This window comes from Streptomyces lunalinharesii (assembly GCF_039532155.1).
Taxonomy (GTDB): domain Bacteria; phylum Actinomycetota; class Actinomycetes; order Streptomycetales; family Streptomycetaceae; genus Streptomyces; species Streptomyces lunalinharesii.
In genome coordinates this window covers 49,354-74,593 of the sequence record NZ_BAAARK010000035.1, presented here as the reverse complement: position 1 = coordinate 74,593, position 25,240 = coordinate 49,354, and the positions used below count along the sequence as shown (strand labels likewise).

Genomic DNA, 25,240 nt, shown 5'->3' with positions numbered 1-25,240 from the left:
TGGGGCCTTGGGGGTGGGTGTGCGGACGTAAAGCGCAGCAGTCCGCACACCCACCCCCAAGGCCCCACCCCCGCCACCCACCACACACCGCAGCCCCACCCCACAACCACCCCCGCCGAAGGCGAAAACAACCACGGCGCGGCACCCGACGAAGAACCCCCGCCACAGGCAAACCCACCACGGCGCGGCACCGCACGAAGATGCCCCGCCGAAGGCGAACCCCACGGTGGGACACCCGACGACGTTCGGCTACCCCGGCGTCAGCCGGAACCGTTACGCCCGTCGCCGGAGGACCACGACGTCCCCCGCAGCCCCCACCACGTCGTACGTCGCGCGCGGATGCCGCGCCTGGGCATCGGCCAGGACCTGTGGGGGCGTCCCCCCGTCGTGGAGTTGGGCCGCGACGTAGTCCGGTACCAGCCCGCGGGTGTCGCCGGTCCAGTAGACGCGGGTGCGCCCGGTGAGGTGGCTGAGCGGGCGGACGTCGGACTCCACGCTGGCGCCGTCGGGTATGCGGTCCAGGAGCCGTTCCGCTGCGGTCACCGCCGGCGGCGTGCGGTAGGTGTCGGCCTCGGTCAGCCGCGCCAGCGGCAGCGTGGTGGTGAGCGCGAGGGCGGCGGCCAGGACGGCGACGGGCAGGTGGTGGGCGTACGAGCGCAGCCAGGGCCGGTGGGAGGCGAGGGCCCGCGGGAGGGCGTCGACCAGGGCGAGGAAGACGACGGGCATCAGGACGGCGCTGTAGTGCCAGTCGGTGCCCCAGTAGTGCGGTTCGTGGGAGAGGAAGCGCCAGCCGAGGGTCGGCGCGGCCACCAGCAGCAGCGGGGAACGCAGGGCGAGCAGCCCGGTGGTGGGCAGCAGGGTCCACAGCAGGGTGCGCAGGGCGACGTCGAGGGGGATGACGGGGCCGGCGTCGCCGTGGCCGCCGAGCTTGTTCCAGTAGTCGTACGAGCCGGAGCCGTTGAAGGCGGGTATCAGGAGGCCGAGGGTGACGGCGGTGGCGGTGATGCCGAAGGCGACCAGGGCGAGCGGCAGGGGTCCGGGGCGGCGGGAGCGGATCAGGTAGAGCGCTCCGATGGCGGCGGCGGTGACGCCCAGGTCCTCCTTGACCAGGACGAGCGGTGCGGCCCAGCACACCGCGGTGTTCCAGCGGCCGCGCAGGGCCGCTTCGAGGGCGAAGGCGATCAGCGGGACCGCGAAGGCTATCTCGTGGAAGTCGAAGTCGACGGCCCGTTGGACGCCCCAGGACAGGCCGTAGGCGAGGCCGAGGGCCAGCCCGCGCCGGCGGCCCAGGTGGCGGGCGGCGGCGCGGGTGACGGGTATCGCGGAGAGCGCGAACAGGGCGGCCTGCGCGGTGAGCAGGGTCAGGGGTGAGGGCAGCAGCCGGTAGAAGGGGGCGAGCAGCACCAGGATGGGGCTGAAGTGGTCGCCGAGGATGTTGGTGCCGGGGCCCTTGAGGTCGACGACGGGCGCCTGGAGGTGGGCGTAGCCGCGGATCGCCTGCTCGAAGATGCCCAGGTCCCAGGAGATCGTGGACAGGGTGCGGTAGCGCCAGAACGAGAGCACGGCGAACGCGAGGAAGAAGAACCCGGCGGTCCAGTACGGGTCGAGGCGCGGGGCGCGGAGCGCGGCGAACCGGGACGTCGGGGCGGGGGCGGGCGGCGGACCGGACGCGGCGGCGGCGCCGGGGGAGGGCCCGTTGCGGCCGTCCGCCGCGGTTGCTGCGGCCGTGTCCATGGGCATCCTCACTCTCGATTTCCGAAAAGATATCCGAACGGGGAGGGTGGGTCGGTCCGGTGTTCGTAGGCCGGTCCGCCCCCTTGTCCACCTGTCCCGCAACCTTGTTGACACGCTCTTCGGATTGGACGCCCCACGTGATACCGACCGTCACTCCCGCCCGCCGCCCGGCCCCACGCCTCGTCAGCGCCGCCGTCCTGGCCGCGCTGTTGGCCGTCGCCGGCTGCTCCGGCCACGGCGCCGGCGGCGGTGGTGCCCGCGCGGGCGCGGACCCGTCGGCTTCCGCGGGCGGCGAAGGGCGGTCGGGGGCGGCGGGCAGTGCGCTGCGCACGTTGGACTCGCTGGCCGTCAAGCGGGCCGGGACGAAGGACGGTTACGCCCGGGACCGTTTCGGTTCGGCGTGGGCGGACACCGACGGCAACGGCTGCGGCACCCGTGACGACATCCTCAAGCGGGACCTGCGCGGCACCGCGTTCCGGGACGCGAAGCAGTGCGTGGTGGTGTCCGGGACGCTGCCGAAGGACCCGTACACGGGGAAGTCGCTGCACTACCAGCGGGGGCGCAGCACCGTCGACATCGACCACGTGGTGGCGCTGTCGGACGCCTGGCAGACGGGCGCGCGGCAGTGGGCGGGCCGCAAGCGGGTGGCGCTGGCGAACGATCCGCTGAACCTGATCGCGGTGGAGGCGTCGGCCAACCGCAGCAAGAGCGACGGGGACGCGGGGGACTGGCTGCCCCCGTACGCGGGTTACCGCTGCACCTACGTCGCGCGGCAGGTGGCGGTGAAGAAGAAGTACGGGCTGTGGGTGACCCGGGCCGAGAAGGACGCGATGGCGAAGGTGCTCAACTCCTGCTCGCGGCAGGCGCTGCCGAGCGGGGGGACGCCGACCGAGGCGCCGGCGCGCTTCACCGCGAAGTAACCGCCGCCGGCGGGGAGACGAAAAGGACGGCCCCCGGGCCCGGAGTCGCGCGGTGCGCGCGTCCGGTCCGGGGGCCGTCGGTCGTCCTCCTCCGCGGCGATGCGGCGGGGTCGCCGGACGGGCCGCTCGGGTCAGCTGGTCGGCAGCTTCCAGTGGACGCCCTGCAGGTCGATGTCCGGGGCGACCTCGACGTCGAGTTCCTTGGCGGTGGGCGGCGCGTCGAAGGCGACGTCCACGGTGGCGGTGGCGCCCGGGGCGATCGAGCCGTCGAAGCCGACGCCGATCGTGCCGTCGATGATCTGCTCCGCCTTGCGGCCGTCGGCGCCGGTCTTGGCCTTGATCTGGGTCAGGGCCGGGTTGAAGGCGGCCTTGCCGCTGTTCTTGATCTGGACGGTGACCTTGTACGCCTTGTTGCCGGCGGTGTGGCCGGAGGCGATCTCGCCGACCGTGTACGGGGAGAGCTTGGCGACGCTCACCTCAAGGCCCTTGTCCGGGTAGGTGGCCGCGTCGCCCGGCCCGTACGGCTTGTCGGCCTTGCTGCCGTCCTTGGGTTGCGCCTGCGCGCCGTTGACCCGCTTGTTGATCTCGTCGACGGCCTTGTTCACGGCGAACACGGTGACGATGATCCCGACGATCGCCAGGATCATGGCGAGGGCGCCGAGGATCGTGCCGGTGAGCGCCACGCCCTTGTTGGTGGCCTGGCCCTTCTTGACCCGGCCCAGGCCGACGAAGCCGAAGATCAGCGACAGCAGTCCGAGCGGTCCGGCCAGCCAGAAAAGGATCATCGGGATGCCGCTGAGGGCGCCGATGATGCCGAGGACCAGGGCGCTGACGCCGAGGCCGTTGCGGGCGGCCTGGTGACCGGGGGTCGGCATGCCGGGCGTCCCTTCCGGGACGGGCTGGTACTGCATCTGCTGGGACATGCGAAGGGCCCCTTCCGGGCGCTGGACGGCGTTCTGTCGATCGGTGGGTCAATAACAGCAGAGGCTGTGAACCGAGTCAACACGAGTTCAGGGAATGTCGTCGTTCACGGCGTGAAGGGGGTTGTTCGTAGTGCATGGGTATGCTCGGCAACACAGGGGGCACGCAGGAGTCACGGGGTCATCGGGACGGGAGCCACACAGGTGCCGGAGAAGGCGACGGATGACAGCGCGGACCGCGGCGCTACGGACACCCTCGCGGGCAGCGGGGCGGACGGCCGCTCGACCGAGGTGACCGCCGCCGGCATCGCCCGGCTCGCCGGCGTCGGCCGGGCCGCGGTCAGCAACTGGCGCCGCCGCCACGCCGACTTCCCCAAACCCGTCGGCGGCACCGAGACCAGCCCCGCCTTCGCCCTCCACGACGTCGAGCAGTGGCTCCGCGACCAGGGCAAGATCGCCGAGGTTCCGGCCCGCGAACGGGTCTGGCAGCAACTCGTCGGCCACCCCGCCGGCGCCGCCGCCGCGCTCCGTCAGGCCGGCGCCGTCCTCCTGCTCGTCCACGAACGCCCCGCCGCCTGGCGGCAGTTGCGCGCCGCCGCCGACGACGCCGAACTCACCGGCGTGCTGCCCGCGATGCTGGAGTCCGTGCTGGCCGCCCGGCTCGGCCCCGAGCACCCGGTGCGCGGCCTGACCCGCGCGGCGCTCGCCCGCTCCGCCGCCCTCGTCCGTGCCGCCGGCGACCTCGCCACCAGCGACGGCGCCGCCGCGGCCTACGCCTTCCTGCTCGGCCGCCACCTGGACGCCAACCCCCGCCAGTACACCCTGACCCCGCCCGGGCCGGCCGCCCTGATGGCCGAACTGGCCGCCTGCGACGGCCCGTCGGCCACCGTCCTGGACCCGGCCTGCGGCGCCGGCGGACTCCTGGCCGCCGCCCGTGAGCACGCCGCCCGAGAGCGCGCCGCCGGGGACACCGCGGCGGACACCGGCGGGGGCCCGGACGCCGCGCCGCCCGCCCTCCACGGCCAGGAGGTCGACCCGGACCTCGCCGCCCTCACCGCGCTCCGGCTCGCCCTGGAGGCACCCGGCGCCGCGATCCGCGTCCGGGCCGCCGACACCCTGCGCGCCGACGCCTTCCCGCAACTTGCCGCCGACGCCGTCCTGCTCCACCCGCCGTTCAACGAACGCAACTGGGGCCACGACGAACTCGCCTACGACCCGCGCTGGGAGTACGGCTTCCCGGCCCGTACCGAATCCGAACTCGCCTGGGTCCAGCACGCCCTGGCCCGCCTGCGCCCCGGCGGCACCGCCGTCCTCCTCATGCCGCCGGCCGCCGCCTCCCGCCGCTCCGGCCGCCGCATCCGCGCCGACCTGCTGCGCCGCGGCGCCCTGCGCGCCGTGATCGCCCTGCCCGCCGGCGCCGCCCCGCCCCACAACATCCCGCTGCACCTGTGGGTGCTGCGCAAGCCCGGCGGCGCCACCCCGCCCGTTCCGCACCTGCTCGTCGTCGACACCGCGGCGGCCGCCGCGAAGTCCGAGCCGGGCGCCGCCCCCGCCGGCGGCCGCGACAAGCTCGACTGGCAGACCGTACGGGCCACCGCCCTGGACGCCTGGCGGGACTTCGACCGCGACGGCGGCATCGAGGAAGTGCCCGGCGTGCGGCGCTCGCTGGCCGCCATCGACCTGCTCGGCGACGACGTCGACCTCGCCCCCGCCCGGCACCTGCCGCCGCCCGCCGCGGCCGGTGGCCCCGCCGAACTCGCCAAGGTCCACGACCGCCTCACCGCGACCCTGGCCCGCACCACCGCACTCACCCCGGACGCCACCGCCCCCCGACCACCCGCCGCCCGCTGGCCGCTGACCACCGTCGGCGAACTCGCCCGCTCCGGCGCCCTCCTCCTGCGCGCCGGCGGCCCCGGCACCGCCGGCCTTGAAGGCGGCCCCGCGGTCCTCACCGACCACGATGTGATCGGCGGCCTCGCCCCGTCCGGCACCCTTCCCGAGCCCCCCACCGGCACGCCCCCCGAGGAGCCCGTCCTCGTCCAGGAGGGCGACGTGGTCGTCCCCGTCCTCGGCGGCGGCGCCACCGCCCGGGTCGTCGACGAGGCCACCGCCGGCGCCGCCCTGGGCCGCAACCTCACCCTGCTCCGCCCCGACACCGCCGCCCTCGACCCCTGGTTCCTGGCCGGCTTCCTGCGCGGCACCGCCAACAACCGCCAGGCCAGCAGCTACGCCTCCACCGCCACCCGCCTCGACGTCCGCCGCCTGCAACTCCCCCGGCTCCCGCTCGTCGAACAGCGCCGCTACGGCGGTCGCTTCGCCGACCTGGCCGCCTTCGAAACCGCCCTGCGGCTGGCCTCCCGGCTCGGCGAGCAACTGGTCCAGGGGCTGCACGACGGGCTGACGGACGGGTCGGTCGCGCCCGACTGAGCCGGCCCGGCGCGGCACCGGCACATTGCCCGGGGCAATCCGTACAACCCTGCGCACCCGATCGGCGTCGTATATACGCTCGCAAGGCACGTGCGCGCCCGGGGGGACCCGTCGGCGGCGCACGCGGCCGCCGACGGGCGCACCACCCCGTTCGAGCGGAGTCGATGGGGGAGACCCGGCCCCCGGCCACGAACGATCCCTCAGGAGCAGTGATGCACGGCCCAGTCCCGGCCCCGCCGGCGCACCGTCCCCCGGCGCGCGGGACGGTCCTCGCACTGCGGGTGGTCTTCGTGGCCGTCACGGTGCTCAGCCTGGGCTTCCTGGGCTGGGCGGCGATGCTGCGGGCCGCGCTCGTGCAGCGCCGGCCGCTGGGCTGGTGGCTCTTCGCCGGCCAGCTGGCCCTGTTCATCGGTACCAGCGTGCTGATCGTCAGCTTCCCGGAGACCGACTGGCGCACCAACCTGGGCGTGGCCCTCCTGCTGCTCCAGATCGCCGCGGTCGTCGCCTACTACCTCGTCGTCGACCTCCGCGCCGCGCGCCCGCACCCCGCCGGGCCGGTCCCGCCGACGTACCCCGCCGGCCCCTTCCCGCACCCCTACGCCGCGCCGCCGGCCCACCGCCCGCCCGACCACCACCCCGTACCGCCGCCCGGCAGCGCCTTCCCCGCGCCCGCCGCGCGCTACGCCCAGGAGACCCAGCCGTACGCCGCGGCGCCCCCGGGCCCGGCCCCCGCCCCGGTCAACCCGTACGCCACCACCGCCACCGGACTCCCCCCGCAGCAGCCGCCCGCCCACCCGGCGCCGGCCCCGCAGCCCTCGCAGGGCCCGGCCCACCGCCCGCAGCCGCAGCGCATCGACCAGGTCCGCGCCGAACTCGACGAACTCAGCGACTTCCTCCGCAAGGAGGGCGGCCGGTGAACGGGCGGGTCATCGCCGACCGCTACGAACTCTCCAGCCTGCTCGGCCAGGGCGGCATGGGCCAGGTCTGGATCGGCTACGACCGCCGCCTGGACCGCCGGGTCGGCGTCAAGCTGCTCCGCCCCGACCGGGTCGCCGGCACCCCCGACGGCGAGGAGATGCGCCGCCGCTTCGTCCGCGAGTGCCGGGTCACCGCGCAGGTCGACCACCCCGGACTGGTCACCGTCCACGACGCCGGCAGCGACGACCAGGACCTCTACCTCGTCATGCAGTACGTCGACGGCGCCGACCTCTCCGACCACCTCGCCGAGCACGACCCCTACCCCTGGCCCTGGGCGGTCTCGGTCGCCGCCCAACTGTGCGCGGTGCTGGCCGCGGTGCACGCGGTGCCGATCGTCCACCGGGACCTCAAGCCCCGCAACGTCATGATCCGCCCGGACGGCTCCCTCGTCGTCCTCGACCTGGGCATCGCCTCCGCCCTGGACACCGACACCACCCGCCTCACCCACACCGGCTCGCCCATCGGCAGCCCCGCCTACATGGCGCCCGAACAGGCCATGGGCGGCGCGGTCGGCCCGTACACCGACCTCTACGCCCTCGGGGTGCTGCTGCACGAACTCCTCAGCGGCGAGGTCCCGTTCGCCGGTTCCACGGCCCTGGGCGTGCTGCACCGCCACCTCCACGAGGAGCCGGTCCCGGTCCGCCGGCTCCGCCCCGACGTGCCCGAGGAACTCGAAGCGCTCGTCCTGCACCTGCTGCGCAAGGACCCCCAGGCCCGCCCCGCCGACGCCCAGGAGGTCTACGCGGCCCTCGCCCCCCTCCTGCCCCGGGCCGCCGGCGGCCCGCGCGCCGCGCTGTCCCCGATGGACCCCACCCGCCCGTTCTGCCAGCCGCACGCCCCCTGGCCGACCCGTTCGGCCGCGCCGGCGCCCGCACCCACCCCGACGGTGCTGGCCACCCCGCGCGTCCCCGAGGTCGCGCGCGCCGTCCCCGACCCCCGTGCCTCCCTCGCCGGCAACGCCCCCTGGAGCGCGCTGCGCCCCGCTGCCGCCGGGCCCGCCGCGGCGTTCGGCACAGCCGGCACCTCGGGCCCCGCCGGCCCGCGCGCCGCGGCCCCCGCCGGCCCGGACGTCGCCGCCGCCGTCGACGAGGTCAAGCACCTCCTGGACCAGGGCCGGATCACCCGCGCCGTGGACATCCTCGGCGGCATCCTGCCGGCCGCCGCCGAACGCCACGGCCCGCACTCCCCGGTCGTCCGCACCCTCCGCAAGCAGTACGCGGCCACCCTCATGGACGACGGCCAGTACCGCCGCGCCCTACCCGAACTCCGCATCCTGGCCGAGGAGTACGCCAAGGAGTCCGGCGCCGGCGCCACCCGCCAGGCCCTCCAGTTCCACTACGACGCCGCCCAGTGCCTCGAACAACTCGGCGAGGTCGCCCAGGCCCTGGAGGAGTACCGCTCCCTCCTGCCGTACTTCGAGCACTACGCCGACGACCCCGTCCGCCCGCTCGAAATCCGCCGTTCCATCGGCCACCTGCTGCTGGCCCAGGGCGAACAGGGCGCCGCCAAGGAGACCCTCTCCCGCCTCCTCCACGACGCCGAGCGTCTGCACGGGCCGCACCACGCCTTCCCCACGGAGATCCGCCGGACGCTGTACTGGCTGGGGCAGATGCAGGGGTGACGCCGCGCGCGGCCGGGCGCGGCGACGGGCCGCTGTGGGCCGTGGTGGGCCACCCGGGCGGGCCGTCCGCCGCCGACCGGAACCGACCTCGCGACAGCTCGTTGGCCGAAGCAGTGGCCTGGGCCACGCCGACTCCCTAGCATCGATCATTCAAGGTCGTCACTAGGTCGCAAGTAGGTCGTCACTCCGTAAGAGGTCGTCACTCCGTCGCACGATCCGATCTGCCGGGAGGCCACGTGCTCCGCCGTAGGACAGCGCTCTCCGTTACCGCCGCCGCCGCTCTGCTGGCCGCGACCCCGTTGCTCACCGCCTGTGGCAGCGACGCCCACCCCGGTGCCGCCGCCGTCGTGGACGGCAAGCGGATCACCGTCGCCCAACTCCAGTCCCGGGTCGAGGACGTCCGCACCGCTCAGGCCACGTCCCCCCAGGGCAAGCAGCTGATCGCCAACACCGGGCGGCTCAGCCTCGCCACCCTCAACAGCATGATCTTCGACCGGGTGTTGGACCGGGCCGCCGCGGACGCCGGCGTGCAGATCACCCGCGCCGACGTCCAGAAGGCCCGGGCGGCGGCCGAGGAACGGGCCGGCGGCGCCGCCCGGCTCAAGACGATGTGGCTCCAGCAGAGCATCGCCCCCGACGAGATCGACACGGTCGTCCGCAACCAGCTCCTCCTGGACGGCCTCGCCAAGCACCTGCACGCCGACCGCGCCCGCCCCGACGGGCAGCAGAAGCTCGTCCAGGCGCTGTCGAAGACCTCCCGCGACCTGCGGGTCGACGTCAATCCGCGGTTCGGCAAGTGGGACGACCAGGAAGTGATCCTCGGCCAGACCAAGGAGCCGTGGATCACGCCGGCCGGCGACCACCCGCAGCAGGCGTAGCCACCGGGCCGCGGCGGGGGCGGGGCCGGGCGCGGGCGGCCGGGACGCTGTCGGCGACGTGCGTTACGTTCGTTCACGTGAACGCTGACGCCGCAGACGCCACTCCTCCCGCCGCGCCCCGCCCCGAGGGCCCCGGCACCGGCCGCCTGGTCCTGCTCACGACCAGCCACCGGGTCGCCCCCGGCCTGCTGTCCTGGCCCGCCTGGCAGATCCTGCGGGCCGCCGACCGCGTCCTGTGCGCCGACCCCGACCACCCCCAGCTGCCGTACCTCCGCGAGGCCGGCGTCGTGGTGGAGAACGCCGCCCCCACCGCCCGCGAGCTGGTCGACGACGTCGTCCCCGGCGACCGCACCGCCGTCGTCCTGACCTCCGCCGACGGCGAGAGCGCCCTCACCGACGGCCTGGCCCGCCTCGCCGGCTCCGGCCGCGAGACCATGCCCGACCTGGAGCTGCTGCCCGGCTCCTACGACCTCCCCGGTGCCCGCCTGCTCGACCTCGTCCAGGTCATGGACCAGATCCGCGCCGAGTGCCCCTGGAGCGGCATCCGCACCCACCGCGACCTGGCCAAGTACGCCATCGAGGAGGCGTACGAGCTGGTCGAGGCCATCGAGGAGGGCGACCGCGAGGCGCTGCGCGAGGAGCTGGGCGACGTCCTCCTCCAGGTCGTCTTCCACGCCCGGATCGCCGACGACGACCCCGACGAGCCGTTCTCCGTCGACGACGTGGCCGGCACCCTCATCGAGAAGCTGCTCCACCGCCACCCGCACGTCTTCGGCGACGAGCGGGCCGAGACCCCCGAGGACGTCAAGGCCCACTGGCTGCGCACCAAGGCCGAGGAGAAGCAGCGCGCGTCGATCACGGAAGGCGTCCCGCTGGCCCAGCCCGGCCTCGCCCTCGCCGCCAAGCTCGCCTCCCGCGTCCGCACGGCCGGCCTGGACGTCCCCCTGCCGTCCGGTTCCGGGATCGGTTACGAACTCCTCGCCCTGGCCGTCCGCGCCGAGTCCGAGGGCGTCGACCCGGAGGCCGCCCTGCGCGCGGCGGCCCGGGCCTACCGCGATGCGGTGGTGGCGGTCGAGGGGGGCGGCGCTTAGTACCGTTGGCGGAACGGGAGTTGAGGGGGAGGGGTGCGGGTGGACGAGGAGTCGGCGGACGCGTTGGCGGTGCTGGCCGCCACGAGCATGGTGTCCGTCGGGGTGGACACCGCGGACTACCGCGAACTCCGCCTGCTGGTGGCGCCGGACGCGTCCCCGCCCGAGGACCCCGCACAGGCCGAACGCTGGTGGCTGGAGGTCCTGCGCGGTGAGCTGAAGCGCGATCCCGGGCTGGCCGCCCACCTCCGTTCCTTCCTCGGCGTGGCCCCCGCGCCCCCGGTGGCCGGCTCCGTCCGCAACTCCCTCGCCGGCGGCACGGCGCACGGTCCGGTCGTCCAGGCGGGCACCATCGGCACGCTCACCCTCCACGCGCCCTCCCCTTCCGGTGCGCTGCCCGACCCCGGTGGCTGGCCCACGGTCGGACAGCTGGAACCCGTCGCCTTCGGGGTGCGGCCCGCCCACCGCGTGCGCAAGCACCCGCTCCTCCCGCGCTACGTCCTGCGCGATCGCGACGGCGACCTGGGGATGGCGTTGGCGCAGGCCCGTTCCAGCGGCGGACTCGTCCTGGTGCTGGGTGAGCCCTTCGCCGGCAAGTCGCGGGCGGCACTGGCGGCGTTGGGCCGGGGGCCGGCCGGCCTCCGCGTCTTCGCGCCCGCGGGCGGCACGGACCTGCGGGGGCTGCCCGCCCTGTTGCAGGGCCGCCCGGAGCGGCACGTCATCTGGCTCGACGACCTCGACGAGCACCTGGGGGACGGCGGCCTGGAGCCGCGCCTGCTGGCCCAGTTGACCGCCCTGCGGGTTGTCGTGCTGGCCACCATGCGCGAGGACGCCTACGACGCCTGCCGCGCCGAGCCCCGGGGCCGGACCCTCGACCTCGCCCACGTCATCGAGCTGGCACGGGAGTGGAGCCCGGCGGAGCGGGAGCGCCTCGCGCGCGAGGCCGGGCGCAAGGGGGACCCGCGACTGGCGGGCGCGGCCTCGGCCAGCGGCCCGGAGGGCGTCGCCGCCTACCTCGCCCTCTCGCCCCTCCTCTGGGACGAGTGGCGGCGCGCCCGCCGCGCCGACCGCCACCCGCGCGGCCACGCCCTGGTCCGCGCCGCCCTCGACCTCGCCCGCTGCGGCCTCACAGGGCCCCTCCCCATGGACCTCCTGCTCAAGGTCCACGAGGGGTACGCGGACGTGACCGGCAGGGAGCGGGAGCCGACCGAGGACGCCCTCGGCTGGGCGTCCCGGCCCCGGCACGGCCTGCTGCCCCTCCTCACCCGCGCCACGGAGGACACCTGGCGGGCCGCGCCGCTCCTCGTCGAGGCGGCGGCCCGACACGAGGAACTGCCGGACGTGCCGGGCCCGGTGTGGGCCTGCGCCCTGGAGACCGCCCGGACGGACCCGGCCTACGACTACGCCGAGATCGCGGCGAAGGCGCGGGACGCCTTCCGGCGCGCCGCCGACGGCGGGGATGCCTCCGCCCTGCATGACCTCGGCCTGCTCGCCGAGTCGTTGGGGGAGGGCGAGGAGGCGGAATGCTGGTTCTGGCGGGCTGCGGAGGCTGGGGAGGCCCAGTCGGCCGGACGGATCGGCCGGATACTCGCCGAGCGGGGCGAGGGCAGGCAGGCAGAGCCGTTCCTGGAGACCGCCGCGGACGCAGGGGATGCTCAGGCAGCCACGCTTCTGGGCAAGCTGCTGCGGAAGCGGGCGGAACGGTGGTTGGAGGTGGGGATGGACGGCGGAAGCGGCGAGGCTGCGCATCTACTTGGCGACCTGTGGCTGGGCAGCCATGGGGCGGAAGCGGCGAATCAGTGCTACGTGCTAGCGGCCGACGCGCAGTATGCCCCGGTCGCAGCAAGCATCGCGTCCGTGTACCGAATCTGGAATGAAGCGGAGTTGGCCGAGGTCTGGTTGTGCCGTGCGGCCGATGCGGGTGACAACCAAGCCGCCGAGGAACTCAAGGGAAACCTCAGCGCCCCCGAGGCCCTAGACGGCCAAATGACGTTTCTCCTGATCGAAGCCGAGGCAGGGGGCGGTCTCCAAGCCACCAACCTCGGCGTCCTCCTCGAACGGCGCGACCGCCCCGGCGAAGCCCGCCCCTGGTACCTCAAGGGCTACGAACAGGGCGACGCCTACGGGGCGTTCCGCCTCGCCGAACTCCACAAGAAGGACGGCGACGAGGCCGAGGCCATGACCTGGTACCGCAAGGCCGCCGCCATGGGCCACCCCGGAGCGCAGCGGGCCCTCGGGGAGTCGGACGCGTAGCGCGCCGTGTGGGTGGCCCCGCCCGGTGGAACCGTAGAGGTCCACCGGACGGGGCCCTTCCCTCACCGCGCCGGTGGCGGCGCGGCACCCTTCGGGGGAGCGTCCGGAACGCTCCCCGCAGGACGGACCGGGCGGGGCCGTCGGCTCATACGGGACGCGTGCCGTCCCGCTCGGCGGTTGCCCGGTCGGGGGAGTCGTAGGCGGGCGCCGGCAGCCGGGCGCCCCGGCTGACCGCGATCCGCCGCACATTGCTGAGCGAGGCGGTCAGGTCGCTCGTCAGCAGGTGGATCTCGCCCGGCGTCCAGGCCCGCTCGCGCAGGACGTCGTGGGCCTCCTCGATGAGTTGGGCCGCCGTGTCGAGCTGTTCCGCCTCGACCCGGTCGGCCATGCGGGAGACGTATCCGGTCCCGTCGCTGGCGAGGAGGTAGCAGGGCTTCCCCTCCAGGCTGCTCCATGGCAGAAGCCGCCCGTCGTGCAGGACCTGTCGCTTAGGCTCGGTCATGTCGTCAACCTCCGTGGGGTTGGTGACCACGCCCTCGGGCCGGTGCACGCCGGTCGCGAGGGTCTCTGCGTTTCTTCACGCTGTGTGGTCGTTCCCTCACAGGATCAAGCCTGCGGTGGCTACGCTTCTAGTGGGGCGAGCCCGACAAAGCAGCCGTCAAGCAAGGGAGTTCAGCCATGGAGAAGGAACGCAAGCCGCGCACGCCCAAGGAGAAGTACGGGGAGGAGCTGAGGATCCGGCGCATCGCGGCGGACATGACGCAGGAGGCGCTGAGCGAGCGTGTGGTGTGCTCGCCGACGCTGATCAGTCATTTCGAGGCGGGGAGGAGGATCCCGAAGCGGGATGACGCACAGCGGATCGACCGGGCGTTGGGAACGGACGGGTTCTTCGTTCGGTGGCTGGAAGATCTGGAGTCGAAGTACGCCGACTACTTCGCGTCTGCGGCTGAGCTGGAAAAACTGGCCAAGTTGATCCAGCAGTTCGCGCTGTCATTGGTGCCCGGCATGCTTCAGACCGACGACTACGCGCGGTCAGTGTTCGCTGCGTACCGCCCCAACCACACCCCCGAGGAACTTGACGATGAGGTTGTCACTCGAACACAGCGTGCCCGGATCCTCGACGGGCCGTTGAATCCGGTGCTTTGGACGCTGCTCGACGAGTCGGTGCTGCGGCGCTGCGTCGGCGGCCCCCAGGTCATGGCCTCGCAACTTCACAAGATCGCAGACCTGGCCGATGCAGGGCGGCTGCGGCTGCACGTGCTGCCGCACGGCGTTGGTGCGCACGCGCTCATGGACAGCGACCTCACCCTCATGAGCTTCGAGGACTGCGCCCCGGTGGCCTATGTCGAAGGCTTTCTGACCGGCAACTTGATGGACGAACCGGCGCTGGTGGCCGCTAGCCAGACCGCTTACGCTCTAGCCCTGAGCGACGCATTGTCGCAACAGGAGTCACTGGCCCTCGTCAAGGCCGTAGCGGAGGAATACGCACATGGTCAGCAGTGAGCACACTGTCTACGACTCGTCCACGCTCACCGGCTGGTTCAAGTCCAGCTACAGCGGCGGCAATCAAGGCAACTGCCTTGAGGTCGCCCGCGGCCACGCCATCATCCCCGTCCGTGACAGCAAGCGCCCCACCGGCCCCGCGCTGACGTTCTCACCCACAACCTGGTCGGCGTTCGTATCGGCCGTCAGGTGTGGCGAGTTCGCTGACTGAGGTCAGTGCGGAGCCCACTGCCCTCGTAAAAGGCGTAGCGGAGGAGTACGTACATGGTCAGCAATGAGCGCACCGTCCACGACTCGTCCAGGCTCACCGGCTGGTACAAGTCCAGCTACAGCGACGGGGGAACCCCTCAGGGCGAATGCCTCGAAGTGGCTCTCGGCCACGCCACCATCCCCGTCCGTGACAGCAAGCGCCCCACCGGCCCCGCGCTGACGTTCTCACCCACGACCTGGTCGGTGTTCGTATCGGCCGTCAGGCATGGGGAGTTCGGCGCCTGAGGCGTTCCGTTGCCCACGTTGCCACCAGGGCCAGCGCCACCCCGGCCCCCAACGCGCACACGCCGCCCCAGCCGCCCAGGCCCCAGACCATCGAGGTGAGGGCGGAGCCCGCCGCGCCGCCGGCGAAGTAGCTGGTCATGTAGGCGGAGTTGAGGCGGTTGCGGGCCTCGGGGCGGACGCCGTAGACGAGGTTCTGGTTGCTGACGTGGATCGCGTGGGCGGCGAGGTCCAGGACGATCACGCCGGCCAGGAGGGCCGCCAGCGACCAGGCGCCGCCCGTGCCGCCGGCCGCCAGCAGGCCCCAGGAGCCCAGCAGCAGGAACGCGCTGACGCCGGTGACGCGGTGCGCCAGACCCCGGTCCGCCAGGCGGCCGGCCGTCGAGGCGGCGAACGAACCGGCCGCGCCGACCAGCCCCAGGAGCCCGATCGTCGACTCCTGCCAGCCGTACGCGGGCCCCGACAGCAGGAACACCAGCGCCGTCCACAGGACGCTGAAGCCCGCGAAGGTCAGCGCGCCGAGCGCCGCCCGCCAGCGCAGCACCGGCTCGTGGGCGAACAACGCCAGCGTCGAGCGGAGCAGGGCCGGGTAGCGCAGTCCGGCGGTGGTGCGCAGGGTGGGCAGGCGCAGCCGCAGCAGGAGCGCGATCAGCAGCATCAGGGCGGCGTTGAGCCAGTAGACGGTGCGCCAGCCGCCCACCTCGGCGAGCAGTCCGGCCGCCGTACGGGCCAGCAGGATGCCGAGCAGCAGCCCGGTCATGAGGGTGCCGATGGTCCGGCCGCGTTCGGCGGGGGCGGACAGGGTCGCCGCGAACGGCATGACGACCTGGGCGGCGACGGAGGTGAGGCCGGTCAGGGCGGTGCCGGCGAGCAGCAGCGCGCCGTTCGGGGCGCTGGCCGTCACGGTCAGGAAGACGGCGGTCAGGGCGCACAGGACGACCGCCAGCCGGCGGCGTTCCAGGAGGTCGCCGAGGGGGACGAGGAGCAGCAGGCCGAGGCCGTAGCCGGTCTGGGCGACGGTGACGACCAGCGCGGCGGTGCCGGTGGAGAGGTGGAGGTCGTGGCCTATGACGTCCAGGAGGGGTTGGGCGAAGTAGTTGCTGGCGACGGACAGGCCGGCGGCGACGGTCATCAGCAGCAGGGTGCCGCGGGTCAGCCGGGGCGCGGCGGCCTCCGCTGCGGCCTTCGGTCCGGGCTGCGGGGGGACTGCGGGGGTCGGGTGCGGTCCGGTCGGGTGGGGCGCGCCGTGCGCGGCTCGGGTCATGCGGTCCAGCGTCCCGCCGGGATCATCGATCGGTCCAACGCATAGTTTTCATCGCATCGATCGTGGAACGCGATGGATGGCGCGGGGCCGGCGGGTGCCTACGATCGCGCGCATGGAGCTCCAGCAGATGCGGTACGTCGTCGCGGTCGCCGAGACCGGTGGGTTCACCCGGGCCGCGGAGCGCTGCCACGTGGTGCAGTCCGCGCTCAGCCACCAGATCGCCCGGTTGGAGAAGGACCTGGGGGCGCGGCTCTTCGACCGGACCAGTCGCAGCGTGCGGTTGACCGCCGCCGGGGAGGCGTTCCTGCCGGTCGCCCGGCAGGCGCTGGAGGCCGCGGAGCGGGCCCGGGCGGAGGTGGCGGCGGCGACCGGGGAGGTGCGCGGGCGGCTGGCGGTGGGCGCGATCTCCACCGTTGGGGCGGTCGACCTCGCCCGGGAGCTGGGCGCGTTCCGCACGAAGTACCCGAAGGTGCGGATCAGTCTCCAGATGGAGATGAGCGATCCGTTGATCGAGCGGGTGCGGGCGGGCGTGCTGGACGTGGCGTTCGTCGGGCTGGTGCCCGGGGCGCGCGCGGTCGGCGTGCGGGAGGAGGTGCTGGCGCGCGGGGAACTGGTCGCGGTGGTGCCGCCGGAGCACCCGTTGGCCCGGCGGGAGTGGACGACGTTGGCGCGGGTGGCGCGGGAGACCTTCGTCGACTACGCGGAGGGGTCGGCGGCGCGGCGCCAGCGCGAGGAGGCGTTCCGGGCGGCGGGGCTGACGACGCAGGTGGCGTTCGAGGTGACCACGGTCGAGTTCCTGGCGGAGCTGGTCCGGGCCGGGCTCGGCATCGGCATGGTGCCGGAGGTGTCCGCCCGGAAGCTGGCCGGGTTGCACCTCGTGCGGGTGCGGCCGGCGCCGGTGCGGACCGAGCGGGTGGTGTGGAGTCGCCTGGGGCCGTCGCCGGCTGCGGCGGCGTTCCTGGCGGGACTGGGTGTGGAAGTGGGGTGACCTGCTGGTTTGGGTGGGGCGGGTGTGGCACCCGTTACGGTCGAGAGGTGCAGCAGACGTCCGACGCCCACCAGGAGAACCGGTCCGACCCCCACCCGGAGGCCCGGCCCGAAGCCCGTCCGGCGGGCGACCCGCCCACCGGGTGTCCGGTCGCCGCGTCCGCGGTCGCCGCCGGACCGACCCCCGCCCTCTTCTCCTGGGAGTTCGCCGCCGACCCCTACCCGGCGTACGCCTGGCTGCGCGAGCACGCGCCGGTGCACCGGACCCGGCTGCCCAGCGGCGTCGAGGCGTGGCTGGTCACCCGTTACCCGGACGCCCGGCAGGCGCTGGCCGACGCGCGGCTGTCGAAGAACCCGGTGCACCACTCCGAGGCCGCGCACGGAAAGGGCAAGACCGGCATTCCGGGCGAACGCGGCGCCAACCTGATGACGCACCTGCTGAACATCGACCCGCCGGACCACACCCGGCTGCGCCGCCTGGTCTCCAAGGCGTTCACCCCGCGCCGGGTCGCCGCGTTCGCGCCGCGCATACAGGAGCTGACCGACCGGCTGATCGACGGCTTCGCGCAGCGGGGCAGCGCGGACCTGATCCACGAGTTCGCGTTCCCGCTGCCGATCTACGCGATCTGCGACCTGCTCGGCGTCCCGCCCGAGGACCAGGACGACTTCCGGGACTGGGCCGGCATGATGATCCGGCACGGCGGCGGGCCGCGCGGCGGCGTCGCCCGGTCCGTGAAGAAGATGCGGGCGTACCTGGCCGAGCTGATCCACCGCAAGCGGGCCGACCTCGGCGACGACCTGATCTCCGGGCTGATCCGGGCCTCCGACCACGGCGAGCACCTCACGGAGAACGAGGCCGCCGCGATGGCCTTCATCCTGCTCTTCGCCGGCTTCGAGACCACCGTCAACCTCATCGGCAACGGCGCCCACACCCTGCTCCGTCACCCCGCACAGCGCGAACTGCTCCAGAAGTCGCTCGCGGCCGGCGACGAGGAACTGCTCGGCACCGCCGTCGAGGAGCTGCTCCGCTACGACGGGCCGGTGGAGCTGGCCACCTGGCGGTACGCGACCCGGGAGCTGACGCTCGGCGGCCAGCGGATCGCCGAGGGGGACCCGGTCCTGGTGGTGCTGGCCGCCGCCGACCGCGATCCGGCGCGGTTCGACGAGCCGGACGTGCTCGACCTCACCCGGCGTGACAACCCGCACCTGGGCTACGGGCACGGCATCCACTACTGCCTCGGCGCGCCGCTCGCCCGGCTCGAAGGGCAGACCGCGCTGACGACCCTGCTGACCCGCCTTCCGGACTTCCGACTTGCGGCGGAACCTGACGATTTGCGCTGGCGCGGCGGGCTCATCATGCGCGGACTGCGCACCCTGCCGGTGGAGTTCACGCCCGAACCGTCCCGACCTGGTGCCATGCCGTAATTGACACTTCGTCAGTTGCGTGACCATTGCGTGATCTCCGCTACACCGGCTTGTGACTGCCCGTGACCCCGGCTACCTTTCGACCGACGATCGGGGCCGGCCCCGGGCTGCCGCCCGGTGTTCCCGCCGACACCGGTCCGACAACTTCAACCGCCGCGCGAAAGGCAACCGCATGCGTTCCGGGAACGGCCGACACCGTCGCCCCAGACAAGCACCGGCCATCTTTGTCACGGCAGGAGTGACCGGCGCGGGCCTGGCCCTCCCGCTGTTCACCGCGGGCGGTGCCCAGGCAGCCGACGCGTCCACCTGGGACCGCGTCGCACAGTGCGAGAGCGGCGGGGTGTGGAGCGCCGCCACCGGCAACGGCTTCTACGGCGGCGTCCAGCTCACCCAGGAGATGTGGGACGACTACGGCGGCTCCGCCTACGCCTCCCGCCCCGACCTCGCCAGCCGCGCCCAGCAGATAGCCGTGGCCGAGGCGATCCTCGACGACCGCGGCCCGGACGCCTTCCCCAGCTGCGCGGTGAAGGCCGGACTGACCAAGGGCGGCCGCAAGCCCGCCGTCGACCCCGGCGCCACCACCCGGCCCGCGCCGCGCCCGTCCCACGGCCACACCGGCACCGGCGACCCCTCCGACACGGCCGGGGACCAGGATCAGGCGGGCCCGGCCGGCAGGACCCCCGCGCCGTCCGACGGCGCCTCCGCCGGTTCCGACACCGGCACCGGTGCCGACGCGGGTGCCGACGCCGGTACCGACGCCCCGGACGCGCCCCCGGTGACCCCGGACCCGACGGACTCCTCGTCCGCCACTCCCGCCCCGTCCGACTCCGCGACGCCGGGCGACTCCCCTTCGGGGAAGCCGTCCGACCCGGCGTCCCCCTCGCCGTCCGACCCGGCCGACCCCGGTGCCCCGGCGTCCCCGTCGGACTCCGCCGGACCCGACCGGCCCGCCGAGCCGGGCACGCCGCCCGCCGCCGGCAAGCACCGCGGCACGCCGGACGACGGCACGGACCCCGCCCAGGACCGGGACGGCGGCAGCGGCCGGCATGCCTCGCGCGGCGGGGAGACGCCCCGCACGCCCCCGGCGAAGACCGACAGCTACCGCGTGCGCGCCGGTGACAACCTGTCAGCCATCGCGGACCGCCATGACCTGCCGGGCGGCTGGCCGGCGCTCTACCACCGCAACCAGGGCGTCATCGGCGCCGACGCGGACCTCATCCACCCCGGCCAGCTGCTCGATCTCGGCCGGACACAGGGGTAGTTACCGGCAGTTCGTCGTTTTTCGCGGCGTTCCGTAAAAGTGAGATATGGCTCTCGTTGCGGGGGGCGGACCCCGGTTCGCCCCCCGTTCTCATACCGGTGCCGACCTGCGGAAATGACCACCGCGATGATCAAAAACGGTCAACTTGGTTCAGAAGATGGGGTTTGAACACCAACGGGATTACTGATTACGGTCAGGACCGCTCGCCAAAGCGGGCCCTTCGATCGCACGCCGAGTCCTGCCGGCGGTCGGAGTCGACGACGCGCAAGCGCCGAAGGCAGGAGCGGGGGACCCAAGGTAAGTGCCGACCCCGCCCGTGAGAACGGGTCAGTCGGCTTGGGGTGAAGTCGCGTGTGCAGCACACGCGGCCGGGCAGCTCACACGGCCCGAACCCGACAGCTCACCTCGTAGGCGTCGGTGAGGAAACGAACGCACGATGCTGATCAACAAGGGCAAGCACCGCCGCAGCTCCAAGGCCGTCCGCGTCGCCACCCTGGCCGGTGTCGCCGGCGCCGCCGTCGCCGTCCCGCTGATGGGTGCCACCTCCGCTTCCGCCGCCTCGGTCGCCACCTGGGACAAGGTCGCCCAGTGCGAGTCCGGCGGCAACTGGTCGATCAACACCGGTAACGGCTACTTCGGTGGCCTGCAGTTCTCGAACTCCAGCTGGGCCGCCGCCGGTGGCACCCAGTACGCGGCCCGCGCCGACCTGGCCACCAAGTCCCAGCAGATCGCCGTCGCCGAGAAGCTCCTCGCCATCCAGGGCCCGGGTGCCTGGACCTGCGCCGGCGCCGGCAACCTGACCTCCGGTGGCCCGGCCGCCAACGTCGACACGTCCGGCGGCGCCACCGTCAAGAAGAGCCAGGGCGCCTCCGAGGCCCGCAAGCAGACCGAGGGCACCACCAAGAAGTCCGCCCCGGTCCGCGAGAAGGCCGAGAAGGCCCAGCCGGCCCCGCAGCAGTCGCACCGCTCCGGCGACACCTACACCGTCAAGGCCGGCGACACCCTCGCCAAGATCGCCAAGGCGCACGGCACCCACTGGAAGTCGCTCTACGCGGCCAACAAGTCCGTCGTCGGCGGCAACCCCAACCTCATCTTCCCGGGCCAGAAGCTCAGCATCTGAGCCGTCCCGGTTGCCGAGAGAGCTGCCCCGCTGTGGCGCGTACCCCCGAGCGCGCCACGGCGGGGCTTCTCCGTTCCCGGGCCCCGGAACCCCACCGCGGCCCGGCCGTCCCGCCTGGACCGCCCCGGCGACCGTCCTGACGTGCACCGATCCCGGTGCCCCGCCGACGGCCCGGCGCGACGTTCCCCGCTCAGCGAACATTGCCCGCAAACCTCCCGTGAACTGGGCTTTTAGCCTGCTTGTTGGGGTTTTTCGTCCCACGGAGCGGGCCACAGGCGAGCGGATCCGTCCGAGGCCGTTAGGCTCATGCCGAGAACTCCAGACACCCACGAAGGAGACAACGTGCCGTCCATCGACGTCGTCGTAGCCCGCGAAATTCTCGACTCGCGAGGTAATCCCACGGTCGAGGTCGAGGTCGGCCTCGACGACGGCAGCACCGGCCGTGCCGCGGTGCCGTCCGGCGCCTCCACGGGTGCCTTCGAGGCCGTCGAGCTGCGGGACGGCGACCCCAACCGCTACCTCGGCAAGGGCGTGGAGAAGGCCGTCCTCGCCGTCATCGAGCAGATCGGCCCGGAGCTCGTCGGCTACGACGCGACCGAGCAGCGGCTGATCGACCAGGCGATGTTCGACCTGGACGCCACCGACAACAAGGGCTCGCTGGGCGCCAACGCCATCCTCGGCGTCTCCCTGGCCGTCGCGCACGCCGCCTCCGAGGCCAGCGACCTGCCGCTGTTCCGCTACCTCGGTGGCCCGAACGCGCACGTCCTGCCCGTCCCGATGATGAACATCCTGAACGGCGGCTCGCACGCCGACTCCAACGTGGACATCCAGGAGTTCATGATCGCCCCGATCGGCGCGGAGTCCTTCTCCGAGGCCCTGCGTTGGGGCGCCGAGGTCTACCACACCCTCAAGAAGGTGCTGAAGGCCAAGGGTCTGGCCACCGGCCTGGGCGACGAGGGCGGCTTCGCCCCCAACCTCGGCTCCAACCGCGAGGCCCTGGACCTGATCCTGGAAGCCATCAAGGAAGCCGGCTACGCCCCCGGCCAGGACATCGCGCTCGCGCTGGACGTCGCCGCCTCCGAGTTCTACAAGGACGGCAAGTACCAGTTCGAGGGCAAGGAGCGCTCCGCCGCCGAGATGACGGAGTACTACGAGGAGCTGGTGGCGGCCTACCCGCTGGTCTCCATCGAGGACCCGCTGTTCGAGGACGACTGGGCCGGCTGGAAGGTCATCACCGACAAGCTCGGCGCCAAGGTCCAGCTCGTCGGCGACGACCTCTTCGTCACCAACCCCGAGCGCCTGGCCCGCGGCATCGAGGAGGGCTCCGCCAACGCCCTCCTGGTCAAGGTCAACCAGATCGGTTCGCTGACCGAGACCCTGGACGCCGTCGAGCTGGCCCAGCGCAACGGCTTCAAGTGCATGATGTCGCACCGCTCCGGCGAGACCGAGGACGTCACCATCGCCGACCTCGCCGTCGCCACCAACTGCGGCCAGATCAAGACCGGCGCCCCGGCCCGCTCCGAGCGCGTCGCCAAGTACAACCAGCTGCTGCGCATCGAGGAGATCCTCGACGACGCCGCGGTGTACGCGGGCCGCTCCGCCTTCCCGCGCTTCAAGGGCTGACCACGCCCTGACGCCGTCGGCGCCCCGCGCGCCGCACGGCAGCAGCACCGCACCGTCCGGCCGCGCTCTTCGAGGGTCCGAGGACTCGACGAGGGGGCGCGGCCGGGACGAAGCACACCGTCCCCGGCACCGGTCCCGTACCGTTGCCGGGGACGTACGTCATGACGACGTCGGGACGGAAGCTGAAGGGGAGGCGACGTGCCCGCGGACCGGTTCTCCACCGCGACCCGGCTCAAGGCGCTCGGCGAACAGGCCGCCGCCCGCGTCCACCGCGCCAAGCGGCGACCCCGCCGCAACCGCCTCACCGGCCGCGCCGCCCTGTTGGCGCTGGTGATGTGTTCGCTGGTGGTCGCCCTCGCCTACCCGATGCGGCAGTACATCTCCCAGCGTTCGGACATCGCCGACCAGCGCCGCAAGGCCCAGGACGCCGCCGCCGCGCTCGACCGGCTGCGCGACGAGAAGGCCCGCTGGCAGGACTCGGCCTACGTCCGGCAGCAGGCCCGCCGCCACCTGCACTACGTCATGCCGGGCGAGACCGGGTACGTCGTCCAGGACGGCTCCGGCGTCCGCGCCGCCCCCAAGGAGGCCAAGGCGGCCCAGCGCCCCTGGTACGACAAGCTCTGGACCGACGTCGACGCGGCCGACGCGGCCGACGCCGCGGGACCCGCCGCCGCCACGATCGGGCGGTAGCCCGCGACGGCCACGACCGGGGAGACTGTACGCGCGGGCCCGACGCGCTCGCGCGGGACGCCACCGGTCTCCCGCCGCCGCCCGGCCCCGCCGCCACCCACCTCCGGCCCTGACCGAAAGCGCACATGGACACCCCCCCGCCCCAGACCGAGCCCACCGAGCCCACCGCCGCGGACATCGCCGCCTTCAAGGACCAGCTCGGCCGCCCGCCGCGCGGCCTGCGCACCATCGCGCACCGCTGCCCGTGCGGGCAGCCGGACGTCGTGGAGACCGCACCGCGCCTGGAGGACGGCACCCCCTTCCCCACGCTCTACTACCTCACCTGCCCGCGGGCCGCGTCCGCGATCGGCACGTTGGAGGCCAACGGCGTGATGAAGGAGATGACCGAGCGACTGGCGAACGACCCCGAGCTGGCCGCCGCCTACCGCGCGGCCCACGAGGACTACATCCGCCGGCGGGACGCCATCGAGGTGCTCCAGGGCTTCCCGAGCGCGGGCGGGATGCCCGACCGGGTCAAGTGCCTGCACGTGCTCGTCGGCCACTCGCTGGCCGCCGGCCCGGGCGTCAACCCGCTCGGCGACGAGGCCCTGGCCATGCTCCCCGAGTGGTGGCGCAAGGGCCCCTGCGTGACGCCCTGCGCGGAGCCCGCCGCGGGCCCCGCGCACACCTCGGCAACCCGGCCGGACGCCGCCGACGGCGGCCGCGGCCCCGAAGGAGACGCCAAGTGAAGCGGGTCGCCGCCATCGACTGCGGTACCAACTCCATCCGCCTGCTGGTCGCCGACCTCGACCCGGAGACCGGTGAACTGAAGGACCTGGACCGGCGGATGGAGATCGTCCGGCTGGGCCAGGGCGTGGACCGGACGGGGCGGCTGGCGCCCGAGGCGCTGGAGCGCACCTTCGCGGCCTGCCGGAAGTACGCCGCGGTGATCGAGGAACTGGGTGCGGAGCGGCTGCGGTTCGTGGCGACCTCCGCGTCCCGGGACGCGGAGAACCGCGACGCGTTCGTCCGCGGGGTGGTGGACATCCTCGGCGTCGAGCCCGAGGTGATCAGCGGGGACCAGGAGGCGGAGTTCTCCTTCGTCGGCGCCACCAAGGAGCTGACCGGCCACCCGCACATCGCACTGCCCTACCTCGTGGTGGACATCGGCGGCGGCTCGACGGAGTTCGTGCTCGGCGACCGGTCGGTCCGGGCGGCGCGCTCGGTCGATGTCGGCTGCGTCCGGATGACCGAGCGCCACCTGGTCCACGACGGCGTGGTCTCCGACCCGCCCGCGCCGGAGCGGATCGCCGCCATCAAGGCCGACATCGCCGCGGCCCTGGACCGCGCCGAGGAGACCGTCCCGCTGACCGAGGCCGCCACGCTGGTCGGCCTGGCCGGTTCGGTGACCACCGTCGCCGCGGTCGCGCTCGGCCTGGAGACGTACGAGTCGGCGGCCATCCACCACTCCCGGATGTCCCGGGCCACGGTCGCCGAGATCACCGAGCGGCTGCTGACCTCCACCCACGCCGAGCGCGCGGCGATCCCCGTCATGCACCCGGGGCGGGTCGACGTGATCGCCGCCGGCGCCCTCGTACTGCTGTCGATCATGGAGCGGGTGGGCGCCGACGAGGTCGTCGTCAGCGAACACGACATTCTGGACGGAATCGCCTGGAGCATCGCCTGACCGGCGGCCCGGTCAGGCCCCGCGCACGGCGCCGCAACCACCGCCCGCACCGCGGCTTTTGAGCGGTCGCGGCGCCGTCCGAGCGGGTTTCGGGGGCCCCGGAGGGGGCCGGGAAGGCCGTCCGGGAAGAAAGTTCGTGAAATCCTTCACATGAAAAACCCGCCTCCCGGGCGAAGTGGAGGGTCATTCGACCCTCATTCGAAGGTCCTAGGACTCATCTGCCCGAGGATTGCGGGGTCTACGGTGGGTCTCCACCGTGTTACGCGAGTGCCTTGAAGGGCCTTGGTACGGCCCTTCGCGAGGGGACAATCCCTGATCAACAGGGGTATCCAACGTGTCGCGTTATACCGTGGTTCCCCGAACGCGCTATGGCGTCGGTCACGGGGACGG

At 73.6% G+C, this 25,240-nt stretch carries 22 protein-coding genes and 1 riboswitch; of the genes, 18 read left to right on the top strand and 4 right to left on the bottom strand.

Annotation, left to right across the window (positions count from 1 at the left end):
- Nucleotides 1-273: 273 nt before the first annotated feature.
- Entirely contained in the window at nt 274-1,734 is a 1,461-nt protein-coding gene (locus ABD385_RS33675) for a DUF2079 domain-containing protein (RefSeq protein WP_344583107.1), read from the bottom strand.
- Between the two features lie 137 nt (nt 1,735-1,871).
- Between ABD385_RS33675 and ABD385_RS33670 the strand changes: the two genes are divergently transcribed.
- Entirely contained in the window at nt 1,872-2,654 is a 783-nt protein-coding gene (locus ABD385_RS33670) for an HNH endonuclease family protein (protein WP_344583106.1), read from the top strand.
- A gap of 131 nt (nt 2,655-2,785) precedes the next feature.
- Here ABD385_RS33670 and ABD385_RS33665 read toward each other — a convergent pair whose 3' ends face one another.
- Entirely contained in the window at nt 2,786-3,577 is a 792-nt protein-coding gene (locus tag ABD385_RS33665; RefSeq protein WP_344583104.1) for a DUF4190 domain-containing protein, read from the bottom strand.
- 288 nt (nt 3,578-3,865) lie between these two features.
- On the opposite strand from ABD385_RS33665, the gene ABD385_RS33660 reads away from it, so the two are divergent.
- The 6 genes from ABD385_RS33660 to ABD385_RS33635 all read left to right on the top strand — a co-directional run bounded on the left by ABD385_RS33660 (nt 3,866) and on the right by ABD385_RS33635 (nt 12,819).
- Complete coding sequence (locus ABD385_RS33660) at nt 3,866-6,001, top strand: N-6 DNA methylase (RefSeq protein ID WP_344583117.1); 2,136 nt, start codon at nt 3,866-3,868, stop codon at nt 5,999-6,001.
- A gap of 212 nt (nt 6,002-6,213) precedes the next feature.
- Nucleotides 6,214-6,918, top strand: a complete 705-nt coding sequence (locus ABD385_RS33655) for a hypothetical protein (RefSeq protein ID WP_344583102.1) — start codon at nt 6,214-6,216, stop codon at nt 6,916-6,918.
- Nucleotides 6,915-8,600 carry a serine/threonine-protein kinase gene (locus ABD385_RS33650; RefSeq protein WP_344583100.1) on the top strand — a complete coding sequence of 562 codons (1,686 nt, stop codon included), beginning with the start codon at nt 6,915-6,917 and terminating at the stop codon, nt 8,598-8,600. Before ABD385_RS33655 ends, ABD385_RS33650 begins: the two co-directional genes overlap by 4 nt.
- A gap of 236 nt (nt 8,601-8,836) precedes the next feature.
- Nucleotides 8,837-9,478, top strand: coding sequence for a SurA N-terminal domain-containing protein (locus ABD385_RS33645; protein ID WP_344583098.1), 642 nt, complete (start codon nt 8,837-8,839; stop codon nt 9,476-9,478).
- A gap of 77 nt (nt 9,479-9,555) precedes the next feature.
- Entirely contained in the window at nt 9,556-10,569 is a 1,014-nt protein-coding gene (locus ABD385_RS33640) for a nucleoside triphosphate pyrophosphohydrolase (protein ID WP_344583096.1), read from the top strand.
- 39 nt (nt 10,570-10,608) lie between these two features.
- Entirely contained in the window at nt 10,609-12,819 is a 2,211-nt protein-coding gene (locus tag ABD385_RS33635) for a hypothetical protein (protein WP_344583094.1), read from the top strand.
- 145 nt (nt 12,820-12,964) lie between these two features.
- Here ABD385_RS33635 and ABD385_RS33630 read toward each other — a convergent pair whose 3' ends face one another.
- Nucleotides 12,965-13,321 carry a hypothetical protein gene (locus ABD385_RS33630; RefSeq protein ID WP_344583092.1) on the bottom strand — a complete coding sequence of 119 codons (357 nt, stop codon included), beginning with the start codon at nt 13,319-13,321 and terminating at the stop codon, nt 12,965-12,967.
- Nucleotides 13,322-13,497: 176 nt separating this feature from the next.
- On the opposite strand from ABD385_RS33630, the gene ABD385_RS33625 reads away from it, so the two are divergent.
- Genes ABD385_RS33625 through ABD385_RS33615 form a run of 3 tightly spaced genes read left to right on the top strand, consistent with a single transcriptional unit; the run spans nt 13,498 to nt 14,817 of the window.
- Complete coding sequence (locus ABD385_RS33625) at nt 13,498-14,322, top strand: helix-turn-helix domain-containing protein (RefSeq protein ID WP_344583090.1); 825 nt, start codon at nt 13,498-13,500, stop codon at nt 14,320-14,322.
- Entirely contained in the window at nt 14,309-14,533 is a 225-nt protein-coding gene (locus tag ABD385_RS33620) for a DUF397 domain-containing protein (protein WP_344583088.1), read from the top strand. Before ABD385_RS33625 ends, ABD385_RS33620 begins: the two co-directional genes overlap by 14 nt.
- 53 nt (nt 14,534-14,586) lie before the next feature.
- Nucleotides 14,587-14,817, top strand: coding sequence for a DUF397 domain-containing protein (locus ABD385_RS33615; protein WP_344583086.1), 231 nt, complete (start codon nt 14,587-14,589; stop codon nt 14,815-14,817).
- Here ABD385_RS33615 and ABD385_RS33610 read toward each other — a convergent pair.
- On the bottom strand, nt 14,792-16,078 hold the full coding sequence (locus ABD385_RS33610) for an MFS transporter (RefSeq protein WP_344583084.1): 1,287 nt from the start codon (nt 16,076-16,078) through the stop codon (nt 14,792-14,794). The genes ABD385_RS33615 and ABD385_RS33610 overlap by 26 nt on opposite strands.
- A 112-nt stretch (nt 16,079-16,190) precedes the next feature.
- Here ABD385_RS33610 and ABD385_RS33605 point away from each other — a divergent pair, with 112 nt between their 5' ends.
- The 8 genes from ABD385_RS33605 to ABD385_RS33570 all read left to right on the top strand — a co-directional run bounded on the left by ABD385_RS33605 (nt 16,191) and on the right by ABD385_RS33570 (nt 24,850).
- Nucleotides 16,191-17,066, top strand: a complete 876-nt coding sequence (locus ABD385_RS33605; protein WP_344583082.1) for a LysR family transcriptional regulator — start codon at nt 16,191-16,193, stop codon at nt 17,064-17,066.
- Between the two features lie 47 nt (nt 17,067-17,113).
- Nucleotides 17,114-18,490 carry a cytochrome P450 family protein gene (locus ABD385_RS33600; RefSeq protein ID WP_344583080.1) on the top strand — a complete coding sequence of 459 codons (1,377 nt, stop codon included), beginning with the start codon at nt 17,114-17,116 and terminating at the stop codon, nt 18,488-18,490.
- A gap of 238 nt (nt 18,491-18,728) precedes the next feature.
- Complete coding sequence (locus ABD385_RS33595) at nt 18,729-19,751, top strand: transglycosylase family protein (protein ID WP_344583079.1); 1,023 nt, start codon at nt 18,729-18,731, stop codon at nt 19,749-19,751.
- Between the two features lie 259 nt (nt 19,752-20,010).
- Nucleotides 20,011-20,180, top strand: a riboswitch (cyclic di-AMP (ydaO/yuaA leader).
- A 7-nt stretch (nt 20,181-20,187) separates the two neighbouring features.
- Entirely contained in the window at nt 20,188-20,871 is a 684-nt protein-coding gene (locus ABD385_RS33590) for a transglycosylase family protein (RefSeq protein ID WP_344583077.1), read from the top strand.
- Nucleotides 20,872-21,177: 306 nt separating this feature from the next.
- Nucleotides 21,178-22,494 (top strand): phosphopyruvate hydratase, encoded by a 1,317-nt coding sequence (gene eno / locus ABD385_RS33585; protein ID WP_344583075.1) that lies wholly within the window; start codon nt 21,178-21,180, stop codon nt 22,492-22,494.
- Between the two features lie 198 nt (nt 22,495-22,692).
- The gene (locus tag ABD385_RS33580) at nt 22,693-23,184 is read left to right on the top strand and encodes an FtsB family cell division protein (protein ID WP_344583074.1); all 492 of its coding nucleotides are present in this window, start codon (nt 22,693-22,695) and stop codon (nt 23,182-23,184) included.
- Nucleotides 23,185-23,309: 125 nt separating this feature from the next.
- On the top strand, nt 23,310-23,912 hold the full coding sequence (locus tag ABD385_RS33575; protein WP_344583073.1) for a DUF501 domain-containing protein: 603 nt from the start codon (nt 23,310-23,312) through the stop codon (nt 23,910-23,912).
- The gene (locus ABD385_RS33570) at nt 23,909-24,850 is read left to right on the top strand and encodes a Ppx/GppA phosphatase family protein (protein ID WP_344583072.1); all 942 of its coding nucleotides are present in this window, start codon (nt 23,909-23,911) and stop codon (nt 24,848-24,850) included. The genes ABD385_RS33575 and ABD385_RS33570 overlap by 4 nt, the downstream gene beginning before the upstream one ends.
- The last annotated feature ends 390 nt before the right edge of the window (nt 24,851-25,240 follow it).